We start from the raw sequence: 21,731 nt of genomic DNA, 5'->3' as shown, positions 1-21,731 counted from the left end.
GTGCCGGATCATGGTGCTGACTTGAGCGAAAAGGCCCTGGCCGAGCGCTTCGGCGAGGTGGTGCTGCCCCATCTCGGTGATGCGCTTGCGCTCGCCCGCTGGCTGACCGGCAACGCCGCCGACGCCGAGGACGTGGTGCAGGAAGCCTGCGTGAAGGCACATGCCGGCATATCAGGCTATGCCGGCGGCAATGCCCGCGCCTGGCTGCTCACCATCGTGCGCAACACCGCCTATACCTGGATGTCGCGCAACCGGCCGCGCGGCATCCTCGCTGTCGGTGACCTCGGCGATCTCGACGAGATGGCTGCAGCGCACGGCACCAGCCTGCCCGACGAGGATGGCCCGGAAGCAAGCCTGATCGCCAGGGCCGATGCGGCAGCCCTGGAAGGGGCGATCGCAGCACTGCCTCAGCCGTTCCGCGAGACGCTGGTGCTGCGCGACATCAACGGCCTCAGCTACCGCGAGATAGCGGCCATGCTGGGAGTACCGATGGGCACCGTGATGTCGCGGCTGGCCCGCGCCCGCGGCCTGCTTGTATCCGAACTGGGGAGAGCGCCATGACCAACCATGACGACGGACTGCCCAACGATCCCGGGGGCATCAGGCTGATGATCCACGCCTTGGTCGACGGCGAACTCGACGCAGCGGCCGCACTTGCGGTGGAGCGGCGCATTGCCGCCGACCCGCAGCTTGCCGCCGAACACGCCCGCATCATTGCCTTGCGGGGCGCACTCGGCCGTTTGCCGCGCCCCGATGTCAGCGACGCCTTTCGGGCCCGCATCGCCGCACTTGGCGCGACGGTCACGGCACAACCGACGCAAGACGTGCCGACGCAGGACGAAGCGGCCGGGCCGCAGCGGGGCACACCGTCGCCGCAACCGGGATTGATCGCGGATGCACCGGTCGGGGGCGGCCAGAGACGAAACGCCGAGACACGCCCATCGCAGACGCGGGCGCTGCCAGGGGCGCGCCGCTTCGGCTCGTTCGACTGGCGCGCTCTCGCCGCGTCGATCGTGGTCAGCGCGGTACTGGCCAGCGGAGCCACGCAATGGGTGATGGTCGACAACGCGTCCGACAGTTTCGCAGCGGGAGTCGCCAGCGGCCATCGCCGCAGCCTGCTCGCCGCCAGCCCGATCGACATCGTTTCGTCCGACCGCCACACCGTCAAGCCATGGCTCGACGCCCGGATTGGCGTATCGCCGCCGGCGCCCGACCTCGCGCAGGACGGCTATGCGCTCATCGGCGGGCGGGTCGAGGTGATCGCCGATCGGCCGGTGCCGGCGCTGGTCTACCGCCACCGCGAGCACCTGATCACGCTGGTCGCCGAGCCGCAGCAGGGCGGCGGCACCACCGAGCCGGCCGATCTCTCGTCGGGCGGCTTCTCGCTGGTGCATTGGAGCGACGGCGCCTTCTCCTACTGGGCGATCTCCGACATGGAGCGGCCCGAACTCGACGACTTCGTCGCCCGCTTCCGCAAGGCGGCGATATAGGCTGATTTCAGTCTCGCCAAACGGAGGCAGTGGCTCCACATCCTTGCCGTGGCTGCCGAATTCCGCTAAGGCGCGCCTTTGTCGCCGGGGAACACAGACTTGGACGATCAATGCGCCGACGTCGTCATCATCATGGGCAGCCAGTCCGACTGGGCGACGATGCGCCATGCCGCCGAAACGCTGGAAGCACTCGACATCCCGCACAAGCGGCTGATCATCTCCGCGCATCGCACGCCGGACCGGCTCTATGATTTCGCCAAGGGCGCCAAGGCGGCCGGTTACAAGGTGATCATCGCCGGCGCCGGCGGTGCGGCGCATCTGCCCGGCATGACGGCGGCGATGACGCCGCTGCCGGTGTTCGGCGTGCCGGTGGAATCGAAGGCGCTGTCCGGGCAGGATTCGCTGCTCTCCATTGTCCAGATGCCGGCTGGTATTCCCGTGGGAACGCTGGCCATTGGCAAGGCCGGTGCCACCAACGCAGCCCTTCTGGCCGCTGCCGTGCTGGCGCTGAACGATGACAAGCTTGCCGTCCGTCTGGATGCCTGGCGCGCCGCGCAGACCGCCAAGGTCGCAACCGAACCGACGGACACGCCGTGAGCCTGCCCGCCGGATCGACCATCGGCATTATTGGCGGCGGCCAGCTCGGCCGCATGCTGGCTGTTGCTGCCGCCCGCCTCGGCTACCGCACCGTAGTGCTGGAGCCGCAAGCGGATTGCCCGGCGTCACAGGTCGCCAACCGGCAGATAACAGCCGCCTATGACGATCCGGCCGCCCTTGCCGAACTGGCAGCGGCGAGTTCTGTCGTCACCTACGAGTTCGAGAACGTGCCGGTCGCGGCGGCCAGCGCGCTGGCCGCGAAGGTTCCGGTCTATCCGCCGGCGCGCGCGCTGGAAGTGGCGCAAGACCGGGTGGGCGAAAAGACATTCCTCAATGGCATCGGCATTGCCACCGCCGACTTCCACGCCGTCGACAATGATGACCAGCTGACGGCGGCACTGAAGGCGTTCGGCGGCAACGGCATCCTGAAGACACGCCGCATGGGCTATGACGGCAAGGGCCAGCGCGTTTTCCGCAACATGGAAGCCGGCGGCTTTGCCGGCACCTGCGAGGCGATGGGCAATGTGCCGCTGATCCTGGAGTCCTTCGTGCCGTTCGAGCGCGAGATATCGGTGATCGCGGCGCGTGGGCTGGACGGCGCGATCGTCGCCTACGATCCGGCCGAGAATGTCCACCGCAACGGCATTCTCCACACATCGACCTTGCCGGCCCGCATAAGGCCCGAAACGGCGCAAGCCGCACGAGCGGCGGCATCGAAGATCCTGTCGGCGCTCGACTATGTCGGCGTCATCGGTGTCGAGTTCTTCGTGCTGGCCGACGGTTCGCTGCTGGCCAACGAGATAGCGCCGCGTGTCCACAATTCCGGCCATTGGACGGAGGCAGCCTGCATCGTTTCGCAGTTCGAGCAGCACATCCGCGCCGTCGCCGGCCTGCCGCTCGGCAGCCCGGGCCGCCATTCCGACTGCGTGATGGAGAACCTCATCGGCGACGATGTGCTGCGTGTCCCGGAGCTTCTCGCCGAGCCCGATCTGATGCTGCATCTCTATGGCAAGGCCGAGGCGCGCGCCGGTCGCAAGATGGGCCATTTCACCCGGATCAGCCGTCGCGCCTGACCTGGGAAACGCGCTTCACTGTATGTCGCCCTCGTCCTCGTCGGGACTGGCGCAACTCGCATCGCCTTCCTCGCAATTGGCCGCGGCGGCGAGCTGCTTGATGCGATCATTGGTCAATCTGGTCAGGCACTGCGAAACCTCCATCGAATGGATGGAACCACCCTCGCTGGCCGCAGTGGAATGCGCGCACTCGGCATCGCGAAAAGTGATCCAGGCGCGTTGCGCCACCTGCAGCAACCTCTTGCCGTCGGCGTCATCCGAGCTGATGAGGTCCTGGTAGGCACTGTTGAGCCTGGCGTCGGCCGCCCGGTAATCCTCGCCGGCACAGATGTTCATCATCTGCTGGCTGTCGTCGCTGCGGTCGCATTCCTGCGCGCGGGCAACCGAGGCTCCCGCCAGCAGGACAAGGCAGGCGGACAGGAACATTCGGCGCATGGTCGTCTCCAAATCACTTCGCGGCAGCCGCATCATCCCAGCCGGCCCAGGGCCACGCAATGCCGCCAGGTGGAGATGGCGGATATTTGATGATATGGAGAGACGAAGCACGCTTGCGGTTGACACGGACAAGGCTCCTCGTTTATGAGCCACCCACAGTTCAAAGGCGCGTCTTATGGCGCGCCTTAAAATTTCGACCCGGAGCGGGTCCACACCGACAGGCAAGACCATGAAGATCAAGAATTCGCTCAAGGCGCTGAAGGCGCGTCACCGCGACAACCAGCTGGTTCGCCGCAAGGGCCGCGTCTACATCATCAATAAGACCGCCCCGCGCTACAAGGCACGCCAGGGCTGAGGTTTTCGGCCGGAGGCGCGTTGCCTCCGCCCGATTGATGCTTGTTGCCGGCCTGCCGGCCTTTTCACGCCAAATTCAGTTTGACCTTCCGCCGCCCGGGACTAGAGTCCGGCGATGCGGATTCTTTTTGCATTTTTGACATCTTTGCTCGTTTCCGGCGTCATTTATGACCCGGCATGGGCGGATGATGCTGTCGCACCGCCGGCCACCCAGGACGCGCCGCCGGTGGCAACGACGAAACAGGCCCGTCTCGACCAGTTGTTCAGCGACCTGAAACGCGAGCGCAACGAAAAGGCGGCCGAGCGCATTGCCGGCAACATCTGGAACGAGTGGTCGCAATCCGGCAGCGCCTCGATCGACCTGATGATGCAATGGTCGCAGAAGGCCGTCGAAGGACAGAAGTTCGACGTCGCGCTCGATTTCCTCGACCAGGTGGTGACCTTGCAGCCGACCTATGCCGAAGGCTGGAACCGACGTGCCACCGTGCATTTCATGATGAAGAACTACGGTAAGTCGATGTCCGACATCGACCATACGCTGCAGCTTGAGCCACGCCATTTCGGTGCGCTGTCCGGCCTGGCGCAGATCATGGCGCTGACCGGCCACAAGCAATCGGCGCTCGAGGCGTGGCAGAAGGTGCTGGCCATCTATCCGATGATGCGCAGCGCCCAGGACCAGGTCGGCACGATTTCGGAAGAGCTTGCCGGCGAGGGCATTTGATCCCTGAAGGGAGTAAGGCAATAGGGCAGTAAGGCAGTAGGGGATAGATTCCACTGCGGAACACACGACCCTACTGCCCTACTGCCCTACTGCCCTACTGCCCTACTGCCCTACTGCCCTACTGCCCTACTGCCCTACTGCCCTACTGCCCTACTGCCCTACTGCCCTACTGCCCTACTGCCCTACTGCCCTACAACTTATCCCCCTCCACCCCCGTATATCTCCCCATGAACCTGTTCTACGCCGGCCTCGCTTTCCTGATGGCGCTTGTGTTCAGCCTGGCTGGCGTCACCCGCGTCGGCTCATGGCTGATCGAGCGCCGCAATCCGCCGATCGGCGAATTCGCTGACATCAACGGCGCCCGCATCCACTATGTCCATGTTCCGGCACCCGCCAATGCCGAGTTGCCGCCGATCGTCTTCATCCACGGCGCCAGCGCCAATCTCAGGGACCAGATGCTACCGCTGCGCCCGCTGTTGCAAGGGCGCGCCGAAATGCTGTTCTTCGATCGGCCAGGCCATGGCTGGTCGGGACGCGGCCCCGGCAACAACGAGGACCCGTCGGCGCAGGCCAACACCATCGCCGCGCTGATGGACCGTCTGGGTATCAGGAAGGCTGTCATCGTCGGCCATTCCTTCGGCGGCGCCGTGACCACGGCGTTTGGCCGCGAGCATCCCGACAGGACGCTTGGCCTGGTCTTCCTCGCACCGGCGACCCACCCATGGCCGGGCGGCGCAACGTCCTGGTATTACAATCTGACCACCATGCCGGTGGTTGGCTGGCTGTTTTCCGAAACGCTGACCTACCCGGCCGGAACGCTGCAGATGGCAGACGCCACCACCTGCGTCTTCTCGCCCAACAGGGTGCCGGACAACTATGTCGGCGAGGCTTCGATTGCGCTGGTGCTCAGGCCCAAGGCCTTTCGCGCCAACGCCACCGATGTCGCGGGGCTTTACCGCTATGCGCTCGACGCCTCGCCGCACTACCGCGAGATCAAGGCGCCGACAGTTGTCCTCTCCGGTGACCGCGACAAGGTGGTCTATGCCACGATCCATTCGGTCGGCCTCGTGCGCGATATCCCCGGCGCCGAACTGGTCTGGGTGCACAATCTTGGCCATAAGCCGGACTGGATCGCGCCCGACCTCGCCATCGGCGCCATCGAGAAGGTCGCCGGCAAGGACATCGACCTGCAGGCGATGGCGAAGGTGGTGGAAGCACGAATTGCCAACGACGCCTTCGGTGCCGGCAAATGCGCCGACCTCAAAGTGCCGGACGCCGAGCTGGCGCCGACCTAGAGCGTTTCACGTTTTGACGGAAGCGTATCCCGCATTTACGAAGTAGTTCTTGCATTCGGCTGCCTCGATGGTTTCGACGAGGTGGCCGATGTGGCGCCAAGTTTCCTCGACAGTGCGTTTCTGGGCCTGGCGCATCCAGTGTTTGATCTTGGCGAAGGCCTGCTCAATCGGATTGAGGTCCGGAGAGTAAGGCGGCAGGTACCAAAGCCTGGCGCCGGCAGCCTTGATCATCTGCCTGATGGCGGCCGACTTATGACTTCCCAGATTGTCCATGACGACGATGTCGCCGGGCTTCAGAACGGTGATGAGCTGTTGCTCGACATAGGCCCGGAAGCATTGGCCGTTGATCGGTCCGTCGAAGACACAAGGTGCCGCGAGCCGATCCCAGCGCAGCGCGCCAAGGAAGGTCAACGTGCGCCAATGGCCGTGCGGAGCCAATCCGCGCAGCCGCTTGCCCTTCGGCCCCCAACCGCGCAGCGGAGCCATGTTGGTCTTGATCCAGGTCTCATCGATGAAGACCAGGCACTGTGGATCGAGACCCGCCTGCCAGGACCGCCATCGCTGACGCCTGCGGGCAATATCAGCGCGGGCCTGCTCAAGGCCGAACAGTGTTTTTTTTGAAGCTCAGGCCCTCGCGGCGCAGGAACATCCAGATCGTATTGTGCGAGACCTTGACCCCGCGCGCTTCCAACTCGTCTTTCAGCCTATGCAAACTCAGCTCAGAGGTCTGATTGATCCGCTCCACGATGAAGGCCCGATGCGGCTCAAGAATGCGCTTGCGATGTCCGCCCATCTTGCCCGGCGCCACCGAGCCGGTCGCTCGATAGCGCTGCGACCACTTCACGACAGAGGAAACTGCAACGCCAAAGCGCGATGCCACGGTACGGCAATTCTCGCCTGCGCCAACTGCTTCAACAACACGCTCACGAAGATCGTTTGAAAGCGCTCGCGTCATTAGATGCTGGCCTCCAACCCAGCCTGCATCTTGAATCACAAACAGCCTGATTTGGGAATCCTACGATTCTCTCAAAGTAGGAAACGCTCTAGAGCAATTCCAGGAAAAATGGGAACCGGTTTTCCCGGGAAAAGCGCATAGCGCTTTCCCTTGGGAATTGCGTCAAAACAAAGAGTTAGAGCGCTTCGCCGTTTCCGTGAAACGGTGAACTGCACTAGAGGGTTAGCGGCTGGTTTGCGTGTCCGACCCGATATAAGCGATGCGCAGCATGTTGGTCGAACCCGGCGTCCTCAGCGGCACGCCGGCGGTGATGATGACGCGGTCTCCCGGCTTGCCGAAGCCTTCGTCGAAGGCGATGCGGCAGGCGCGGTCGACCATGTCGTCAAGATCGATTGCATCCGGTGAGACGACGCAATGCGTGCCCCATAACAGCGACAGCCGCCGCGCCGTATTGAGGATCGGCGACAGCGCGATGATCGGCACCTGCGGCCGCTCACGGGCGGCGCGCAGGCCTGTGGTGCCGGACGCCGTATAGGTGATGATTGCCGACAGCTTCAGCGTTTCGGCGATCTCGCGCGCGGCCAGCGAAATGGCGTCGGCGCCGGTCGCTTCCGGCTCGGAGCGCTGGGCATTGATGATGCCGGCATAGGTCGGATCGGTTTCGACCTTGGTGGCTATACGGTTCATCATCGCCACGGCTTCAACGGGATAGGCACCCGCCGCGGATTCCGCCGACAGCATGATGGCGTCCGCGCCTTCGAAGACGGCGATCGAAACATCGGACACCTCGGCGCGGGTCGGCACCGGTGCCGTGATCATCGATTCCAGCATCTGCGTTGCAACCACCACCGGCTTGCCGGCGCGGCGTGCGGCGCGCGTGATCTGCTTCTGGATGCCGGGCACCGCCTCGAGCGGCATCTCGACACCGAGATCGCCGCGGGCGACCATCAGCGCGTCGGACAGTTCGATGATCTCGGCCAGCCGGGCAACGGCCTGCGGCTTTTCGATCTTGGCCATGATCAGCGCCCGGCCGCGCGCGATCTTGCGCGCTTCCGCCAGATCCTCCGGCCGCTGCACGAAGGACAGCGCCACCCAGTCGACGCCTGTCGCCAGCACGGCATCGAGGTCCTTGCGGTCCTTCTCGGTCAGCGCGCCGACCGGCAGGTCGGTGTCGGGCAGGCTGACGCCTTTCTTGTCGGAAATCGTGGTGCCGGCAACGACTGTGCAGACGATCGACTTGCCGTCGCTCTTCACTGCCTTCAGCTCGAGCTTGCCGTCGTCGATCAGCAGGCGGTGACCGGCTTCGACCGAGCTCAGGATTTCCGGATGCGGCAGATAGACCCTGGTCGAGGTGCCGGGCTCGGGATTGTCGTCGAGCGTGAAGGTCTGGCCTTGCGTCAGCACTTCCTTGCCATTGGCGAACTTGCCGACGCGCAATTTTGGCCCTTGCAGATCGGCCAGGATGCCGATCGGCCGGCCGACCGCCTCCTCGACAGCGCGGATGCGCCCGACCAGCGTGCGCATCAGTTCGTGATCGGTATGGCTCATATTGATGCGGAACACATCGGCGCCCGCTTCGAACAGTTTCTTCAGCATCTCCTCCGACGAGGAGGCCGGACCGATGGTGGCTAGGATCTTGACCTTGCGGCTACGTCTCATTGACTGTTTGTTCCCGGGGCGGCTGGAGCGCCTCCCGTTGTGGACTCGTCGGTCAGCTGGACCATCCAGCTTGCCTGTTCGCCCGTGTCATATTCCTGGAATCCGGCGCGCTGGAAGCCCCGGGCGACGCAGTCGGTTACGCCGGCGATCTTGAACTCTTTTTCGGCCACGCACATGTTGATCGGGCCGTCCCAGCGTCCACCGCGCTCGGCGTCTTCTGCATAAAGATAGTAAAACCTTGATGACAGCGGCCCTTCGATCAGCGTCTTGCAGCTCGATCCCTCGATGTGCCACCAGCCCTCGGTGATCCAGCCGGCCTTGGCGCGATAGCCGATGCCGACGCCGACGAGGTTCTGCGTGGCGTTGCAGACGCGGAAATCGGCACGCGCCGGCGAGGCCATGACCATCGCCGACAGGCCCACGGCAAGGCTGAGGAGCGGCATGGCAAAGGCAGAGCGCATGCGCTGCCTGCCGGCGGAACTCATCCGAAAACCCCTCAAGAACCACATCAGCATCTCTCTGCGCCCCTTTTCGGAAAAGTCCGGGCGCATGTCAACGCACCGTTTTGTTCAATTCCAATCGATTTAGAAAGGCTCCGGCGCACAATTCGCCGTCCGCTGCCAGATTTCTCGGGAAACCTTGGCCAAACAACGGCATTGCGCAAGCGTCGTCTTCGTGGAATGACGATAGCACCCTCCCCGGAAGCCAGCGAACAGACCATTTCCCGCCAATGACCCGATCCACAGTTTTCGCGCCTTTCGATGTTGTCGAAGGCGACCGCAAGCGAGGCATCGTGCTCCTGGGCGATCATGCCCGCCGCGACCTGCCCGACGACTATGGCAGCCTCGGCCTGCCGGCGGCGGAGTTCGACCGCCACATCGCCTATGACATCGGCGTCGAGGCGGTGACGCGCGAACTGGCCGCTTTGCTCGGCGTGCCGGCGGTGCTCGCCAATTTTTCGCGGCTGCTGATCGATCCCAATCGTGGCGAGGACGATCCGACGCTCATTCGCCAGCTCTATGACGGCACCGTCGTGCCCGGGAATTACCCCATCGCTCCCGAGGAGCGCGAAAGGCGGCTTGATGGCTTCTACCGGCCCTATCACGACGCCGTCGGCGCCATGATTGCCTCGGTCGCGCAGGCCTCTGCCCAGGCGCCTTTCATCTTCTCGGTGCATTCCTTTACCCCTGCCATGCAAGGGATCCAGCGTCCCTGGCATGTCGGCATCCTGTGGGACCTCGACGACCGGGTGGCGCGGCCGCTGATCGACATGCTGGCCGCCGATAACGACCTCGTTGTCGGCGACAACGAGCCCTATGACGGCGCTCTGCGCGGCGACACCATGTACAAGCATGCCATCGTCAACGGCTTCGCCCATGCGCTGATCGAGATCCGCCAGGACCTGATCGCTGACCAGAAGGGCGCGCTCGCCTGGGCCGAACGGTTGGCGCCGATCGTTGACGCCATCGACCGCCGTCCCGATATACATGTGGTCAAGCAATTCGGCTCGCGCACCGGGCCGCTATGACGGAGGCTGTGACCATGACTGAACTCAGCGACGAGCAGCAACGCGATTTCGAGGCGGCCGCCTTCCGCCGGCTGGTCGAGCATTTGCGCGAGCGTAAAGACGTGCAGAACATCGACCTGATGAACCTCGCCGGCTTCTGCCGCAACTGCCTGTCGAACTGGTATCGCGAGGCGGCCAATGCCGACGGCATCGACCTCACCAAGGACCAGTCGCGCGAGATCGTCTACGGCATGCCTTATGCGCAATGGCAGGCGCTCAACCAGACCGAGGCCTCCGACACCAAGAAGGCCGAATTCGAGGCAAGGCGGCCCAAGGACCACTAGGTCAACCGTCGACAGCCTCAATCGCCTCCAATCGTCTGTTTGGGCTAAATGCTTTCCCGAACAGCGCTTGACTGAAAATTGAATCGATCTAATTTGCCGCGCGAAGCCATTTTCTGACCGGATTCGCCTTATGAACGCGTCGAACACCATGCAGACTGCCATTCGTGGACGATGGGCCGTCGCAGCCATTTTTCTCGCCAACGGCTTCCTGACCGGCAGCTGGGCGCCGCAGATCCCGGTGTTCCTGACCCGGCTCGACATCTCGAAGTTCACGCTCGGCCTGCTGATCCTGCTGTTCGGCGCCGGCGCCATCGCCGCCATGACCTGGTGCGGCCATTTGATCTCCAGACATGGTTCGCGCACCGTGCTGCGTTGGTTCGGCCTTTGCGGCAGCCTCGGCCTGCTGGTCGTGGCATTGGCGCCCAACGTGCCGCTGGCAGCCATAGCCATGTTCATCTTTGGCGGCTCGATCGGTGGCATGGACGTCGCCATGAACGCCAATGCCGTGGTGGTCGAACGGCGGCTCTCCCGCGCCATCATGTCGTCGTCGCACGGCTTCTGGAGCCTCGGCGGATTCGCAGGCGGCGGCCTCGGCGGATTCGCCATCCAGACTTACGGCCATCTCACTCACGCGGCGGTGGTGACCGCACTCGCCTTCGCGGTGATCGCGGTGGCGGTTCGCCATCTGGTCGGCGAGGACAGGCCGCAGGCGGCGGAGCATCACAAATTCACGCTGCCGGCAAACCCGATGGTCTATCTGGTCGGCCTGATGGCCCTGCTGACGATGATCTCCGAGGGCGCGGTGCTCGACTGGGCAGCGCTGTATCTCAGGCAGGAACTCGGCGCCGACCTTGCCGTCGCCGGCCTCGCATACGCGGCCTTTTCCGGTGTCATGGCAATCATGCGCTTCTTCGGCGACGGCGTGCGCAATCGCTTCGGCGCGGTGACGACGCTACGCGGCTCGGCGGTTGTCGCGGCCGCCGGCATGCTGATCGCCGGACTGTCGCCCTCGCCCTGGCTTGCGATCGCCGCCTTTGCACTGTGCGGCTTCGGCATCGCCAACATGGTGCCGATCATCTTCTCGGCCGGCGGCAACCAGGAAGGCATGTCGTCGGGCACCGGCATGAGCGTCGTCACCACGATGGGCTATTCCGGCATCCTGGTGGCGCCATCGGCGATCGGCTTCGTTGCCGAGCACTCCAGCTTCGGCCCGATCTTCGTCGCTATGTCAGGGCTGCTGATCGTCGTGTTGCTGATGGCCGGGCTCGCTCACCGCGCCGAATTCGCGGCAGCACCCGCCGAATAGCGTTTCAGCTCCTCGTAGAGAAAATCCACTACCCGGCGGATGCGAACGCTGGTGCGTACATCGCGGTGCATCGCCAGCCACACCGGCAGTACCGGCAGGGGCAGTCCGGGCAGCAATTTCTCCACCGATGGGTCACGGTCGACCAGCGGCTCCTGGCCGAGACCGATGCCGTTTCCCGCCCGAACCGCCTCCCACAGAACGATCTGGTTGTCGGCCCTGAAGCGGAAACTGCTCCGGGTGACCGGGATGCCATATTGGGTAAAGCCTCTGATGATGTCGTCGCTGCGGTCGAACCCGACCAAATCGTGGTCGACAAGGTCGGTGGGCTTCAGCGGGCGGCCGCGCCTGTCGAGATACGATCTGGCGGCGCAGGCGCAGAGTGGAATATCGCAGACCTTGCGCGCCGTCAGCTCATTCTGCGCCGGCTTGACCATGCGGATGGCGATATCCGCATCCCTGCGCAACAGGTTCTCGACCTGGTTGGAAGCAACGATCTCGACCTCAATGCCGGGCTCCTCGATCCCCAGCCGCATCGTCATCTGCGGCAGCACATAGGCTGCCACCACCTCGCTGGCGGCGATGCGCACCGTACCTTCGATGGCCTCGACCGAACCCAGCGCCAGCAGTGAGAAGGCGCTTGCCTGCTCGCTGACCGCCTTGCCGCGTTCGAACAGCGTGCTGCCGGCCTCCGTCAGTTCATAGCCGCGCCGCCCACGCCGGAACAGCGTGACACCCAGCGCCTGTTCGAGCTCGCCGATGTGACGGCCGAGCGTCGGCTGGCTTGCCGAGAGTTTTCGCGCGGCAGCCGACAGGCTGCCGGTTTCCGCCACGGTGACGAAGCTCTTGATCAGGTTCCAGTCGATTTCACTCATTCAAAAATGAATATCGAAACCCCATTCATAGTCAATTTCAATTCAACTTCGAGGCCATCATATTCGGACTGCAAACACCAACAAGGAGACCAGAAATGAAAAAGATCGCACTCACCACCGCCGCCATACTTATTGCTACCGCCTCCGCCTATGCCGGCAGCGACAAGTTTGGCTCGAACAATGCCAGCCAGCCGGCTGCCCCTGTCACCAGCGCCGACAGCACGATCACCACGTCGATCACGAAGCCGGCTGAAACCGTCCAGCACCCGGTCGCTCAGGGCAGCAATCGCGACCTTTTCGGCCGCTGATCAGGTTTCCCGTCCGACCACGCAATCCCAGCCCAGGAGTACTTCCAATGACCAAGATCGCAATTCTCGGTGCCAATGGCCGGCTCGGCCGCGTGGTCGCCAAGGCCTTCATCGATGCGGGCTATGATGTCCGCACCATTACCCGCAGCGGCAAGGTGCCGGCCGAACTCAAGGGCGCAACGGCCGTTGCCGGTGACGGGCTCGACCGCGAAGCGCTTATCCGCGCCACGGAGGGCGTCGACATCATCTTCAACGGCCTCAACCCGATCTACACCGAATGGGTCAAATGCATGCCGATGGCCGAGAACGTCATGGCCGCCTGCCGGGCAAACGGTGCTTTGCACCTCGCACCCGGGCAACGTCTACAATTTCGGCTCGCCGATCCCGGCGGTGATATCAGAAGATACGCCCTTCCACCCGACGACCGAAAAGGGTCACATCCGCGTGGCCATGGAAGACCTGTTTCGCCGTGAGGCCAACGCCGGCCACGTTCGCACCATTCTTCTGCGGGCTGGCGACTTCTTCGGCGGCACCGGCAGCGGCTCATGGTTCGATCTGGTCGTCGCAGCCAAGATGAACAAGGGCATCTACACCGCGCCCGGCCCGGTCGATCTGGTGCATGAATGGGCCTATCTGCCGGACCTGGCCAAGGCTTTCGTCGGACTGGCGCAAAACCTGGACAGGCTCGGCTCCTACGAAGCGCTGAACTTTCCGGGCCATGCCGTCACCGACCTGGAGATCAAGGCAGCAGCCGAAAAGGCACTTGGTCGCCCGCTCAAGATGACCTCGATGGCCTGGTGGGTGCTGCGCGCCGGCAGCCCGTTCGTGGCGATGTGGCGCGAGATCGTGTCGATGTCCTATCTGCGCTTCGAGCCGCACCAACTGGCTTCGGCAAGGCTGGAGGGCATCATCGGCGAAATCCCCCACACGCCTCTCGATCAGGCGGTCGCCGAGGCGCTCGGGGATATCGGCATCGCCACCGTGAACGGCATTGCGAAGGCTGCCTGACAGGCAAGGCGGGCGCGGCTACTAGCGCCTGCCTGCCTCTCCACAGACTGAAGGGGCGGCTCAGAGCCGCCCCATCAACAGCAACACCAGAAGCACCACCAGCACCACGCCGACAATGCCCGACGGCCCATATCCCCAGGAGCGCGAATGCGGCCAGGCCGGCACCGCGCCGATGAGGACAAGGATCAGGACGATGATGATAATGGTGGTGATCGGCATAAGAAATTCCCCGCATTGACGTTGCTATGAGACAACGCTCTGCGTTGTATCCGGGAAGAACAATGCAAAAGGCCGCCCGGTTGTTCCGGGCGGCCTTTGCCGGTCAAATCGGCAATGGTCTATTCGGCGGCTTTCGGAAAGGCGATCTCCGGCTCGGCTCCGACATCCTGCCCCGTCGCATCGGTCGAAGAAATCTCGCCCTTGCCGCGCCGGAACAGTCGGCTGAACCAGCCGCGCCGTGCACCCGGCTTGACCTTGGCGCGGGTGAACACCATCAGCATCGACGGCGTCACCACAAGCGTCAGCACCGTGGCGAACGACAGGCCGAAGACGATCGCCGAGGATAGCGAAATCCACCATTGCGTCGACGGCGCGTTGATCGTCGTCTCGTGATGGAAGATTTCGAGGCCGAGGCCGAAGGCGATCGGCAGCACGCCGAGGATTGCCGACACCGCCGTCAGCACCACCGGGCGGGCGCGTTCGCGGCAGGTCTGCAGCACCGCTTCGACCTTGTCCCAGCCTTCTTCACGCAGCCGGTCATAGGTGTCGATCAGCACGATGTTGTTGTTCACCACCACGCCGGCCAGCGCGATGACGCCGATGCCCGACATGACGATACCGAACGTCTCGCCAGTTATCAGCAGCCCGAGGAACACGCCGATCGTCGCCATGACAACGCAGGACAGCACCAACCAGACGCTGGTGAACTTGTTGAATTGCGCCAAAAGCACCAGGAAGATCAGGAAGATTGCTGCTCCAAAGGCCTTGCTGAGGAAGGCGCTGGCTTCGGCGCTGTCCTCGTTCGAGCCGGCCAGCTTCCAGCGGATGCCGCTGCCCAGATCCATCTCCGAGACGGCCTTGGTGACCTGCTCCTGCACGGCCGCGACCTGGGCGCCGGCGGCGACATTGGCCTGGACGACCACCGTACGCGCCCCGTCGATCCGGTTGAGGATGCCGACCGTCGGCTCGGGCTTGCGCACAACGAAGTTCGAGATCGGCACCGAGCCCTGCGAGGTCTGCACCCGCAGTTCGTCGAGCGTCGACAGCGTGCGCCGGTCTTCGGGCAGCCGCAGCCGGATGTCGACGGCATCGTCGGCGCCGGCCGGCCGGTATTCCGAGAGCTTCAGCCCGTTGGTCACCAACTGCACCACGGTGCCGACCGAAGTCGGGCTGATGCCGTACTGTGCTGCCTTGGCGCGGTCGACCTCGAGCGCCCAGTCGACGCCGGGCGGCGGCAAACCATCGGAAATATCGATGACGCCAGGCACCTTGCCGATGCGCGCCGCGACAGCACGGGCCTTGTCATCGAGCCCCTTGGGGTCGACGGCCGAGAGCCTGATCTGGATCGGCTTGCCGGTCGGCGGACCGGCCTCCGGCACGCGCACCTCGACGTCGACGCCGGGAATGCCGGCCATGACGCCGCGCAGATCGTCCAGGATGTGGTTGGCCGACTTACGCTCGCGCCAGTCGATGAATTCGTACTGGATGACGCCGACGACGTCTTCGGGAACGTCCTGGCCGCCGCCTTGCGTCTTGCCGACGCGGGTATAGACCGACTTCACACCCGGCCAGCCGAGCAGCCTGTTTTCCGCAATCTTGGTTGCGGTATCCATTTCGGCCAGCGAGAGATTGCCGCGGGCATGCACGTAGAGCAGGCCGTAATCCGGCTCGACATTTGGGAAGAACTCGACGCCGGCGCCGTATTTCGAATAGGCAAAGCCGACGCCGAACAAGAGCGCGACGGTCAGCACCAGCACGGTGATGGGGAAGCGCACCGCCTGCTTGACGATTGCCATGTACCAGCCGTCGCGATTGTCGTCCTCGTGATGCGGCGGCGCCTTGGCGAAGATCGCACCCAGCGTCGGCGCGAAGACCAGCGCGTAGAGCATCGAGGCCGAGAGCGTGACGATCAGCGTGATCGGCATGTACTTCATGAAATCGCCGATGATGCCCGGCCAGAACAGCAGCGGCGAGAAGGCGGCAATGCGCGTCATCGTCGCGGCGATGACCGGACCGGCCATGCGCTTGGCGGCAAGCGCGAAAGCTTCCTCCTTGGACATGCCTTCGCTCATCCGTCGCTCGGCGAACTCGGTGACGATGATGGCGTCGTCGACCAGCATGCCGACGGCCAGGATGAGGCTGAACAGCACGATCATGTTGATCGTGTAGCCCATCATCGCCAGCAGCAGGATGCCGATCAGGAAGGATGACGGAATGGCCAGGCCAATGAGCAGCGAGGCGCGGCCGGACAGCGCATAGAGGATGACGATGAACACCAGGATGACGGCGATCATGACGTGGTTCTGCAGATCGCCCAGCAACTGGTTGACGAAGACCGACTTGTCCTGCGTGTAGGTGACATTCATGCCCTGAGGCATGGTCTTGACGAACTCGTCGGACACCGTCCGCACCTTGGCGATGGTGTCGATCAGGTTGGAGCCGATGCGCTTCTTGACTTCGATCGCGATGGCCGGCTTGCCGTTGAGGCGCGTGATCGTCTCGGCATCGGCGAAGGTCGAACGGATCGTCGCGATGTCCTTGGCCTGCACCACGGCATTGGGACCGGCGACCACCGGGAGTGCCGCGACATCCTCCGGCGTCTCGATCAGCGACGGCACCTTGACGGCGTATTTGCCCTCCGAGCCCTCGATGTTGCCGGCAGCGACCAGGCTGTTGGAAGCGCCGACCGCTCCGATCAGCTGATCGAGCTGCAACCCGTAGGAAGACAGTTTCATCGGATCGATGACGACCTCGACGAGATCGTCGCGCGCCCCCTGCAGCGAGCCTTCGAGAACGCCGGGCACCTCCTCGATGCGGTCCCGCAGTTCGCGCGCGGCGGCTGTCAGCACGCGTTCGGGCAGATTTCCCGAGAGCGTGACGACAAGCACAGGAAATTCGGAAATGTTGACCTCGGTGACAACAGGCTCTTCGGCTGCCTGCGGCAGGTCGGCCTTGCCGTCCTGCACCTTGCTGCGCGTGTCCTGCAGCGCGGTGGCCAGGTTGGTCTGCGGCTGGAATTCGACCAGCACATAGCCGCCGCCCTGGAAGGCGGCCGATCGCATTTCCTTGAGGCCCTTCAGGCTCTTCAGCTTGCTTTCCATCGGCCGCAACAGCAGCCGTTCCGAATCCTCAGGCGAAATACCTTGATAGATCAAGCTGATATACATCATCGGAATCGGAACGTCGGGCTCCGCTTCCTTCGGCGTCGACTGGTAGGCGACCGCGCCGGCAAGGATGAGGAAGACCAGCACCGAGATGGTCAGGCGGGCATTGTTGATTGCGAGTCTGACGATATCCATGGCTAACGCCTGTTCTTGAATTTCAGGGGCTGCGTCGCAGCCGATTGTCCCCGCCCAGGGCTAGTCCGCCACGACCTGGCTATTGCGTGCCGGCAGTTGCCTCGCCGAGCAGCTTCTTGATGGTCGCCTGGTCGGCCTCGACCGGATTGACCAGATCGCCTTCCGTCACCAACTCCTGGCCGGCGACGATGATGCGCGCGTCTGCCGGGATACCGCCGAGCACGAGGCCGGTCGGCGTGTCGTCGACGAGGTCGATCGGGAAGAACGCCACCTTGTTGTCCTTGCCGACAGCACGGATGCCGAGGTCGCCCTTGTCGCCGAGCGTCACCACCGAGCGCGGCAGCAGAACCGCGTCGGTCGGTTGTGCGTTGAGCGCGATTTCCGCCGTCATGCCGGCCGGTACGGAGCCGTCGCCATTGGGGATTGCCACCTCGACGCGGAAGGTGCGGGTCGCCGACGATGCGTCGCGGCTGATGTAGCGCACGGTGCCTTCGACCGTCTGGCCGCTGACCAGCCGTACATTGGCCTTATCGCCCAGCTTGAGGTAGCCGAGGTCGCGCTCGCTGACTTCACCGCGGGCAATCACCGGATCAAGCTTGAGGATGGTTGCCACCTCGCCGCCCTGCATGATCGAACTGCCGAGTTCCACTGGCACCCGGTCGATGACGCCGTCGAACGGCGCCTTGACTTCGTTGCGGTCAAGCTCGGCCTGCGCGGTATCCAGCTGCGATTGCGCCAGGGTCAGATTGGAGCGGGCGGTGTCGAGCTGCAGCTTGGGCAAATTTCCTGATTTCATCAGCCGCAGCGACGCGTCCAGCTCGGCCTGGCGCTGCACCACGAGCTGCTTGGCGTTGTCGACCATCGAGATCTTTTCTTCCGCCGCCAGCATCAGCACCAGATCGCCGGTCTTGACATGATCGCCCTGCTTGACCGGCAATTTGTCGATAACGCCGGCGACGCGCGTTGCCAGCACCGCCCGCTTGTCGGCTTCGGTCAGTCCGGAAATGCGGATGGCGCGCGCATAGGTCTTGCGCGGCGGCGTCACCACCGCGACGGTGCGCAGCGGTGCCTTCGGCTCGGCTTCCGCCGCCTTGGGCTTGGCCGCGTCCGGCGCCTTGGCCTGCTCGACTTCGGCTGCCTTGGCTTTGTTGGCGGCTACGCTGCCGACCGACGAAAACTCGCCTGTCGCCATCCACGCTGCGAAACCAATGAGCACAACAATGGCTGCAAGCTTGTGAAACCTGATTCTCGGCATCGTCGTTTTTTCCACTGCGGGTTCGGCCAGCGTCCTCATAACGCGGGCGCGTCGCCGATATGGGTGCGCGCCGGGCCGTGTTCAATTTGCCGTGATCGGCGAAGCGCGCTTCTACATCAAAGTTGCATCGCAATATAGTGTGAAAGTTGCGGGATCATTGCGCCACCGGACAAGATGCGCCGGCCGCCGCCCAGTTTTCGATCGCTTGATAGGTTGCTTCGGCGGAGCCCGGAGCCGGCTCACGATCCGACCCCGGCGCCCAGCCCCAGGCGACCAATTTGTCGTCGCGAACATGCAGCGCGATATCCTTCAGGCTGCGCCCGCCATTACGGGCGGGATCCTTGATCTGGGCGCAGATTTCCGGCGAAGACTTTCCGAACCAGACCATCTCGACCGGCGCCAGATGCCAATTCTCGGCACCGGGAGGTCCATGCAATGCATTGGAATTGCTGGAGAAATGGCATGTCGTGCAACGCAGGCCCGGATTGCCGAAGCCCGAACCGTCGGCGCCACGCTGGACGTTGAAGGCGTGAACGCGGGTGCCGCCGTAATGCGCGCCGGACCAGCGCGGACGATCATCCGCGACATGACAGTCGGCACAGCGCGGATGCGAGAACACCGCATAGATCTTGTCCCATTCGGACAGGCCTTTCGCCGCGTCGACCGTCACCGGCGCCGGCGTCTGGCTCTCTTGCGCGATCGCGAACGGCACTGCCAGGACAAGCATGGCAGCAGGCGTCAGCATGATGAGGAGCTTCTTCATGCGAAGGCCACCGTTTTCGACAGCGGCAGCGTGCGGATGCGCTTGCCGGTGAGCGCGAAGATGGCATTGGCAAGCGCCGGAGCCGCCGGCGGCGTGCCGACCTCACCGACGCCCCCCATCTTGTGGAAGTTTTCCAGGATGGCGACTTCGAAGACCGGGCACTGGAAGATCCGCATGGCATCGAAATCATGGAAGTTCGACTGTTCGACCATGCCGTCGGCGAAGGTGATTTCCTGACCCATCGCCGCCGACAGGCCGTAGATGGCGGCCGAAATCAGCTGCGCCTCGATGATGCCGGGATCGAGTGCAGTGCCGACATCGGCGGCGATCCACACATTCTCGATACGAATGCCGGCCGGTGTGTCCGTCACCTGGATGATCTCGCCGACCCAGCTGCCGAAGGACAGCGTGAAGGCCATGCCCTTGGCCTTGCCGGCGGGCAGCGCCTCACCCCATTTCGCCATGGCGGCGACTTTCTCCACCACCTTCACCGCCGAGGGATAGGCGGCCATCAGTCTCTTGCGCATCTCGACCGGATCGATTTTTCCGGCAGCGGCGATCTCGTCCATGAAGCCTTCATGGAAGAAGCCGTTGACCGAACTGCCGACCGAGCGCCAGGAGCCGACAGGGATGGAGACGGGCGCCGCGACACCACTGACCCGATAATTCGGGATGGTGTAGGGCTGGTCATAGGCGCCATCGACAATGGTCTTGTCGGGACCGAGCGGCGATATCGAAGGAAACAGCCGGCGCAGCGTGCCGGCAATCACCGACGGCGAGGCCATCTTCATGTCGACGGCGACCGGCATGCCATCGTCGCCGAGCCGCGCCTGGAACTTGCCTATGGCGGCTGGTCGATAGGCGTCGTGGCGCATGTCTTCCTCACGCGTCCAGGTCACCTTGATCGGGCGCCCGCCTGTCTCCTTCGCCATCAGCGCGGCGCACAGCGCGTAGTCCATCTCGACGCGCCGGCCGAAACCGCCACCCATGAAGGTGGTATGCACGGTGATCTTGTCCTGCTCGATGCCGACCGCAGTGGCGCAAAGCTGCCGCACCAGGGTCGGTGCCTGATTGCCGCACCAGATGTCCAAAACACCATCCTTGAGCTGCGCTGTCGCGTTCATCGGCTCCATCGTCGCATGCGCCAGATAGGGCACCTCATAGTCGGCCTCGAGGATCCTTTCGCGCGGCGCATCGGCAAAGGCGGTATCGACGTCGCCATTGTCGCGCATCACCGAGCCCTTGGTGGCAAGCGCCTGCTTCAGCACATCTGCAATGGCGGCGCTGCTGAGTGGGTATTCGGGATCGGACCACTGGGCGTCGATCGCCTCGGCCGCCCTGAACGCCGCCCATGTATTGTCGGCGATAATGCCGAAGCCATGGCCATAATTCGTCTCGAGCGGCACGATCTTGATCACACCGGGTATTTTCCCGGCCCTGGAGAGGTCCGCCTTGACCGGCGTGGCCCAGAAGCGTGGGCTCATCTTGACCGTGCCGTAGAGCATGTCCGGCAGCCTGACATCGATGCCGAAGATCGGCGCCCCGGTGACCTTGGCCAGCATGTCGATGCGCTTTTGCGGCTTTCCCAGCAGTTTCCAGTCGGCCCGGTCCTTGAGCCTGACTTCGGCCGGCGGCGCCATCGCGGCGGCGGCCGCGGCGACCGCGCCGTAGGTCAGCGACTTGCCAGACGCCTTGTGCAGGATCGAACCGTCAGCCGTTTCCAGATCGGCGGCGGCGACACCCAGTTTTTGCGCCGCTGCGGCGATCAGCATCTGCCGGGCGGCTGCACCCGCTTGCCGCATCTTGTCAAAACCATCGCGTGTCGAAGCCGAACCACCCGTGCCCTGCAGGGCAAGGAATTTGCCGACCACACCGAGACCCGAGCGCACCGCTTGCGCGGTCATGCTCTCGTCGAAGAAGGCGAATGGACCGCCCTCTTCGAGGATCGCAGCGTTGTAATAGGCATGGGAGGCCGGTCCATGCTCGACCTTGACCCGGTCGAGGCCGACATCGAGCTCTTCGGCGACCATGACGGCAAGCGTCGTCGAAATGCCTTGCCCCATCTCGGCGCGCGGCGCGACGATGGTGATGGTGTTGTCGGCACCGATCTTCACATAGGGGTTGAAGGTCGCCTCGCCCTTGCCGAGCTCGGCCTCGAGCGGGTTCGGAAAAGGCTTGCGATAATAGTAGTAGCCGACGGCAACGCCGCCCGCGACGGCGGCAGCGCCAATCAGAAACGTGCGGCGGGCGATCTTTCCGATACTGGCCATG

The 21,731-nt window shown here is 64.0% G+C and carries 21 protein-coding genes and 1 pseudogene; 12 read left to right on the top strand and 10 right to left on the bottom strand.

What is annotated here, in order from left to right:
- Positions 1-21 precede the first annotated feature (21 nt).
- From ACZ89F_RS34980 to ACZ89F_RS34965, 4 genes are all read left to right on the top strand, one after another.
- Positions 22-561 (top strand): sigma-70 family RNA polymerase sigma factor, encoded by a 540-nt coding sequence (locus ACZ89F_RS34980; protein ID WP_476096754.1) that lies wholly within the window; start codon positions 22-24, stop codon positions 559-561.
- Entirely contained in the window at positions 558-1,490 is a 933-nt protein-coding gene (locus tag ACZ89F_RS34975) for an anti-sigma factor family protein (RefSeq protein ID WP_476096753.1), read from the top strand. The genes ACZ89F_RS34980 and ACZ89F_RS34975 overlap by 4 nt, the downstream gene beginning before the upstream one ends.
- Before the next feature lie 99 nt (positions 1,491-1,589).
- Complete coding sequence (purE, locus tag ACZ89F_RS34970) at positions 1,590-2,087, top strand: 5-(carboxyamino)imidazole ribonucleotide mutase (RefSeq protein WP_476096752.1); 498 nt, start codon at positions 1,590-1,592, stop codon at positions 2,085-2,087.
- A complete protein-coding gene (locus tag ACZ89F_RS34965) occupies positions 2,084-3,160 on the top strand; it encodes a 5-(carboxyamino)imidazole ribonucleotide synthase (RefSeq protein ID WP_476096751.1) in 1,077 nt (358 codons plus the stop codon). Before purE ends, ACZ89F_RS34965 begins: the two co-directional genes overlap by 4 nt.
- 15 nt (positions 3,161-3,175) lie before the next feature.
- Here the strand turns inward: ACZ89F_RS34965 and ACZ89F_RS34960 are convergent, their stop codons facing one another.
- On the bottom strand, positions 3,176-3,595 hold the full coding sequence (locus ACZ89F_RS34960; RefSeq protein WP_476096750.1) for a lysozyme inhibitor LprI family protein: 420 nt from the start codon (positions 3,593-3,595) through the stop codon (positions 3,176-3,178).
- A 229-nt stretch (positions 3,596-3,824) separates the two neighbouring features.
- On the opposite strand from ACZ89F_RS34960, the gene ykgO reads away from it, so the two are divergent.
- From ykgO to ACZ89F_RS34945, 3 genes are all read left to right on the top strand, one after another.
- Positions 3,825-3,950 carry a type B 50S ribosomal protein L36 gene (gene ykgO, locus ACZ89F_RS34955; protein WP_006327841.1) on the top strand — a complete coding sequence of 42 codons (126 nt, stop codon included), beginning with the start codon at positions 3,825-3,827 and terminating at the stop codon, positions 3,948-3,950.
- 114 nt (positions 3,951-4,064) lie between these two features.
- Positions 4,065-4,670 (top strand): tetratricopeptide repeat protein, encoded by a 606-nt coding sequence (locus tag ACZ89F_RS34950; protein ID WP_476096749.1) that lies wholly within the window; start codon positions 4,065-4,067, stop codon positions 4,668-4,670.
- 227 nt (positions 4,671-4,897) lie between these two features.
- Positions 4,898-5,965 (top strand): alpha/beta fold hydrolase, encoded by a 1,068-nt coding sequence (locus ACZ89F_RS34945; protein ID WP_476096748.1) that lies wholly within the window; start codon positions 4,898-4,900, stop codon positions 5,963-5,965.
- 6 nt (positions 5,966-5,971) lie between these two features.
- On the opposite strand, the gene ACZ89F_RS34940 is transcribed toward ACZ89F_RS34945, so the two are convergent.
- The 3 genes from ACZ89F_RS34940 to ACZ89F_RS34930 all read right to left on the bottom strand — a co-directional run bounded on the left by ACZ89F_RS34940 (position 5,972) and on the right by ACZ89F_RS34930 (position 9,022).
- A protein-coding gene (locus ACZ89F_RS34940; RefSeq protein ID WP_476090555.1) for an IS630 family transposase occupies positions 5,972-6,920 on the bottom strand; the annotation gives its coding sequence in 2 pieces (ribosomal slippage) (positions 5,972-6,583 and positions 6,585-6,920; 948 coding nt in all).
- A 222-nt stretch (positions 6,921-7,142) separates the two neighbouring features.
- Positions 7,143-8,579, bottom strand: coding sequence for a pyruvate kinase (gene pyk, locus ACZ89F_RS34935; protein WP_476096747.1), 1,437 nt, complete (start codon positions 8,577-8,579; stop codon positions 7,143-7,145).
- Complete coding sequence (locus tag ACZ89F_RS34930) at positions 8,576-9,022, bottom strand: DUF1036 domain-containing protein (protein WP_476097459.1); 447 nt, start codon at positions 9,020-9,022, stop codon at positions 8,576-8,578. The genes pyk and ACZ89F_RS34930 overlap by 4 nt, the downstream gene beginning before the upstream one ends.
- 287 nt (positions 9,023-9,309) lie before the next feature.
- Here ACZ89F_RS34930 and ACZ89F_RS34925 point away from each other — a divergent pair, with 287 nt between their 5' ends.
- The 3 genes from ACZ89F_RS34925 to ACZ89F_RS34915 all read left to right on the top strand — a co-directional run bounded on the left by ACZ89F_RS34925 (position 9,310) and on the right by ACZ89F_RS34915 (position 11,736).
- On the top strand, positions 9,310-10,107 hold the full coding sequence (locus ACZ89F_RS34925) for an N-formylglutamate amidohydrolase (RefSeq protein WP_476096746.1): 798 nt from the start codon (positions 9,310-9,312) through the stop codon (positions 10,105-10,107).
- Between the two features lie 14 nt (positions 10,108-10,121).
- Positions 10,122-10,430 (top strand): DUF1244 domain-containing protein, encoded by a 309-nt coding sequence (locus tag ACZ89F_RS34920; protein ID WP_476096745.1) that lies wholly within the window; start codon positions 10,122-10,124, stop codon positions 10,428-10,430.
- A gap of 130 nt (positions 10,431-10,560) precedes the next feature.
- On the top strand, positions 10,561-11,736 hold the full coding sequence (locus ACZ89F_RS34915; protein WP_476096744.1) for an MFS transporter: 1,176 nt from the start codon (positions 10,561-10,563) through the stop codon (positions 11,734-11,736).
- Here ACZ89F_RS34915 and ACZ89F_RS34910 read toward each other — a convergent pair.
- Positions 11,700-12,608, bottom strand: a complete 909-nt coding sequence (locus tag ACZ89F_RS34910; protein WP_476096743.1) for a LysR family transcriptional regulator — start codon at positions 12,606-12,608, stop codon at positions 11,700-11,702. The genes ACZ89F_RS34915 and ACZ89F_RS34910 overlap by 37 nt on opposite strands.
- A gap of 95 nt (positions 12,609-12,703) precedes the next feature.
- Between ACZ89F_RS34910 and ACZ89F_RS34905 the strand changes: the two genes are divergently transcribed.
- Together ACZ89F_RS34905 and ACZ89F_RS34900 are read left to right on the top strand one after the other, a co-directional pair.
- A complete protein-coding gene (locus ACZ89F_RS34905) occupies positions 12,704-12,916 on the top strand; it encodes a DUF680 domain-containing protein (RefSeq protein WP_476096742.1) in 213 nt (70 codons plus the stop codon).
- Positions 12,917-12,963: 47 nt separating this feature from the next.
- Positions 12,964-13,924: pseudogene (locus ACZ89F_RS34900) on the top strand (SDR family oxidoreductase).
- Positions 13,925-13,984: 60 nt separating this feature from the next.
- Here the strand turns inward: ACZ89F_RS34900 and ACZ89F_RS34895 are convergent.
- The 5 genes from ACZ89F_RS34895 to ACZ89F_RS34875 all read right to left on the bottom strand — a co-directional run bounded on the left by ACZ89F_RS34895 (position 13,985) and on the right by ACZ89F_RS34875 (position 21,730).
- The gene (locus tag ACZ89F_RS34895; RefSeq protein WP_269907514.1) at positions 13,985-14,143 is read right to left on the bottom strand and encodes a DUF3309 family protein; all 159 of its coding nucleotides are present in this window, start codon (positions 14,141-14,143) and stop codon (positions 13,985-13,987) included.
- A gap of 119 nt (positions 14,144-14,262) precedes the next feature.
- The gene (locus tag ACZ89F_RS34890; RefSeq protein ID WP_476096741.1) at positions 14,263-17,442 is read right to left on the bottom strand and encodes an efflux RND transporter permease subunit; all 3,180 of its coding nucleotides are present in this window, start codon (positions 17,440-17,442) and stop codon (positions 14,263-14,265) included.
- A 79-nt stretch (positions 17,443-17,521) separates the two neighbouring features.
- Positions 17,522-18,697 (bottom strand): efflux RND transporter periplasmic adaptor subunit, encoded by a 1,176-nt coding sequence (locus tag ACZ89F_RS34885; RefSeq protein ID WP_476096740.1) that lies wholly within the window; start codon positions 18,695-18,697, stop codon positions 17,522-17,524.
- A gap of 154 nt (positions 18,698-18,851) precedes the next feature.
- Entirely contained in the window at positions 18,852-19,460 is a 609-nt protein-coding gene (locus tag ACZ89F_RS34880; protein ID WP_476096739.1) for a hypothetical protein, read from the bottom strand.
- A complete protein-coding gene (locus ACZ89F_RS34875; RefSeq protein ID WP_476096738.1) occupies positions 19,457-21,730 on the bottom strand; it encodes a xanthine dehydrogenase family protein molybdopterin-binding subunit in 2,274 nt (757 codons plus the stop codon). Before ACZ89F_RS34875 ends, ACZ89F_RS34880 begins: the two co-directional genes overlap by 4 nt.
- Position 21,731: the final 1 nt, after the last annotated feature.

It is taken from the genome of Mesorhizobium sp. USDA 3734, assembly GCF_056279665.1.
This window is presented reverse-complemented; position numbering and strand designations above follow the sequence as displayed.

What these genes read in the sequence shown, in the direction of transcription:
- ACZ89F_RS34975 (WP_476096753.1), top strand. Translation starts at nt 558, where the DNA reads ATGACCAACCATGACGACGGACTGCCCAACGATCCCGGGGGCATCAGG.
- ACZ89F_RS34960 (WP_476096750.1), bottom strand. Translation starts at nt 3,595, where the DNA reads ATGCGCCGAATGTTCCTGTCCGCCTGCCTTGTCCTGCTGGCGGGAGCC.
- ykgO (WP_006327841.1), top strand. Translation starts at nt 3,825, where the DNA reads ATGAAGATCAAGAATTCGCTCAAGGCGCTGAAGGCGCGTCACCGCGAC.
- ACZ89F_RS34950 (WP_476096749.1), top strand. Translation starts at nt 4,065, where the DNA reads ATGCGGATTCTTTTTGCATTTTTGACATCTTTGCTCGTTTCCGGCGTC.
- ACZ89F_RS34945 (WP_476096748.1), top strand. Translation starts at nt 4,898, where the DNA reads ATGAACCTGTTCTACGCCGGCCTCGCTTTCCTGATGGCGCTTGTGTTC.
- pyk (WP_476096747.1), bottom strand. Translation starts at nt 8,579, where the DNA reads ATGAGACGTAGCCGCAAGGTCAAGATCCTAGCCACCATCGGTCCGGCC.
- ACZ89F_RS34930 (WP_476097459.1), bottom strand. Translation starts at nt 9,022, where the DNA reads ATGCCGCTCCTCAGCCTTGCCGTGGGCCTGTCGGCGATGGTCATGGCC.
- ACZ89F_RS34925 (WP_476096746.1), top strand. Translation starts at nt 9,310, where the DNA reads ATGACCCGATCCACAGTTTTCGCGCCTTTCGATGTTGTCGAAGGCGAC.
- ACZ89F_RS34920 (WP_476096745.1), top strand. Translation starts at nt 10,122, where the DNA reads ATGACTGAACTCAGCGACGAGCAGCAACGCGATTTCGAGGCGGCCGCC.
- ACZ89F_RS34915 (WP_476096744.1), top strand. Translation starts at nt 10,561, where the DNA reads ATGAACGCGTCGAACACCATGCAGACTGCCATTCGTGGACGATGGGCC.
- ACZ89F_RS34910 (WP_476096743.1), bottom strand. Translation starts at nt 12,608, where the DNA reads ATGAGTGAAATCGACTGGAACCTGATCAAGAGCTTCGTCACCGTGGCG.
- ACZ89F_RS34905 (WP_476096742.1), top strand. Translation starts at nt 12,704, where the DNA reads ATGAAAAAGATCGCACTCACCACCGCCGCCATACTTATTGCTACCGCC.
- ACZ89F_RS34895 (WP_269907514.1), bottom strand. Translation starts at nt 14,143, where the DNA reads ATGCCGATCACCACCATTATCATCATCGTCCTGATCCTTGTCCTCATC.
- ACZ89F_RS34890 (WP_476096741.1), bottom strand. Translation starts at nt 17,442, where the DNA reads ATGGATATCGTCAGACTCGCAATCAACAATGCCCGCCTGACCATCTCG.
- ACZ89F_RS34885 (WP_476096740.1), bottom strand. Translation starts at nt 18,697, where the DNA reads ATGCCGAGAATCAGGTTTCACAAGCTTGCAGCCATTGTTGTGCTCATT.
- ACZ89F_RS34880 (WP_476096739.1), bottom strand. Translation starts at nt 19,460, where the DNA reads ATGAAGAAGCTCCTCATCATGCTGACGCCTGCTGCCATGCTTGTCCTG.
- ACZ89F_RS34875 (WP_476096738.1), bottom strand. Translation starts at nt 21,730, where the DNA reads ATGGCCAGTATCGGAAAGATCGCCCGCCGCACGTTTCTGATTGGCGCT.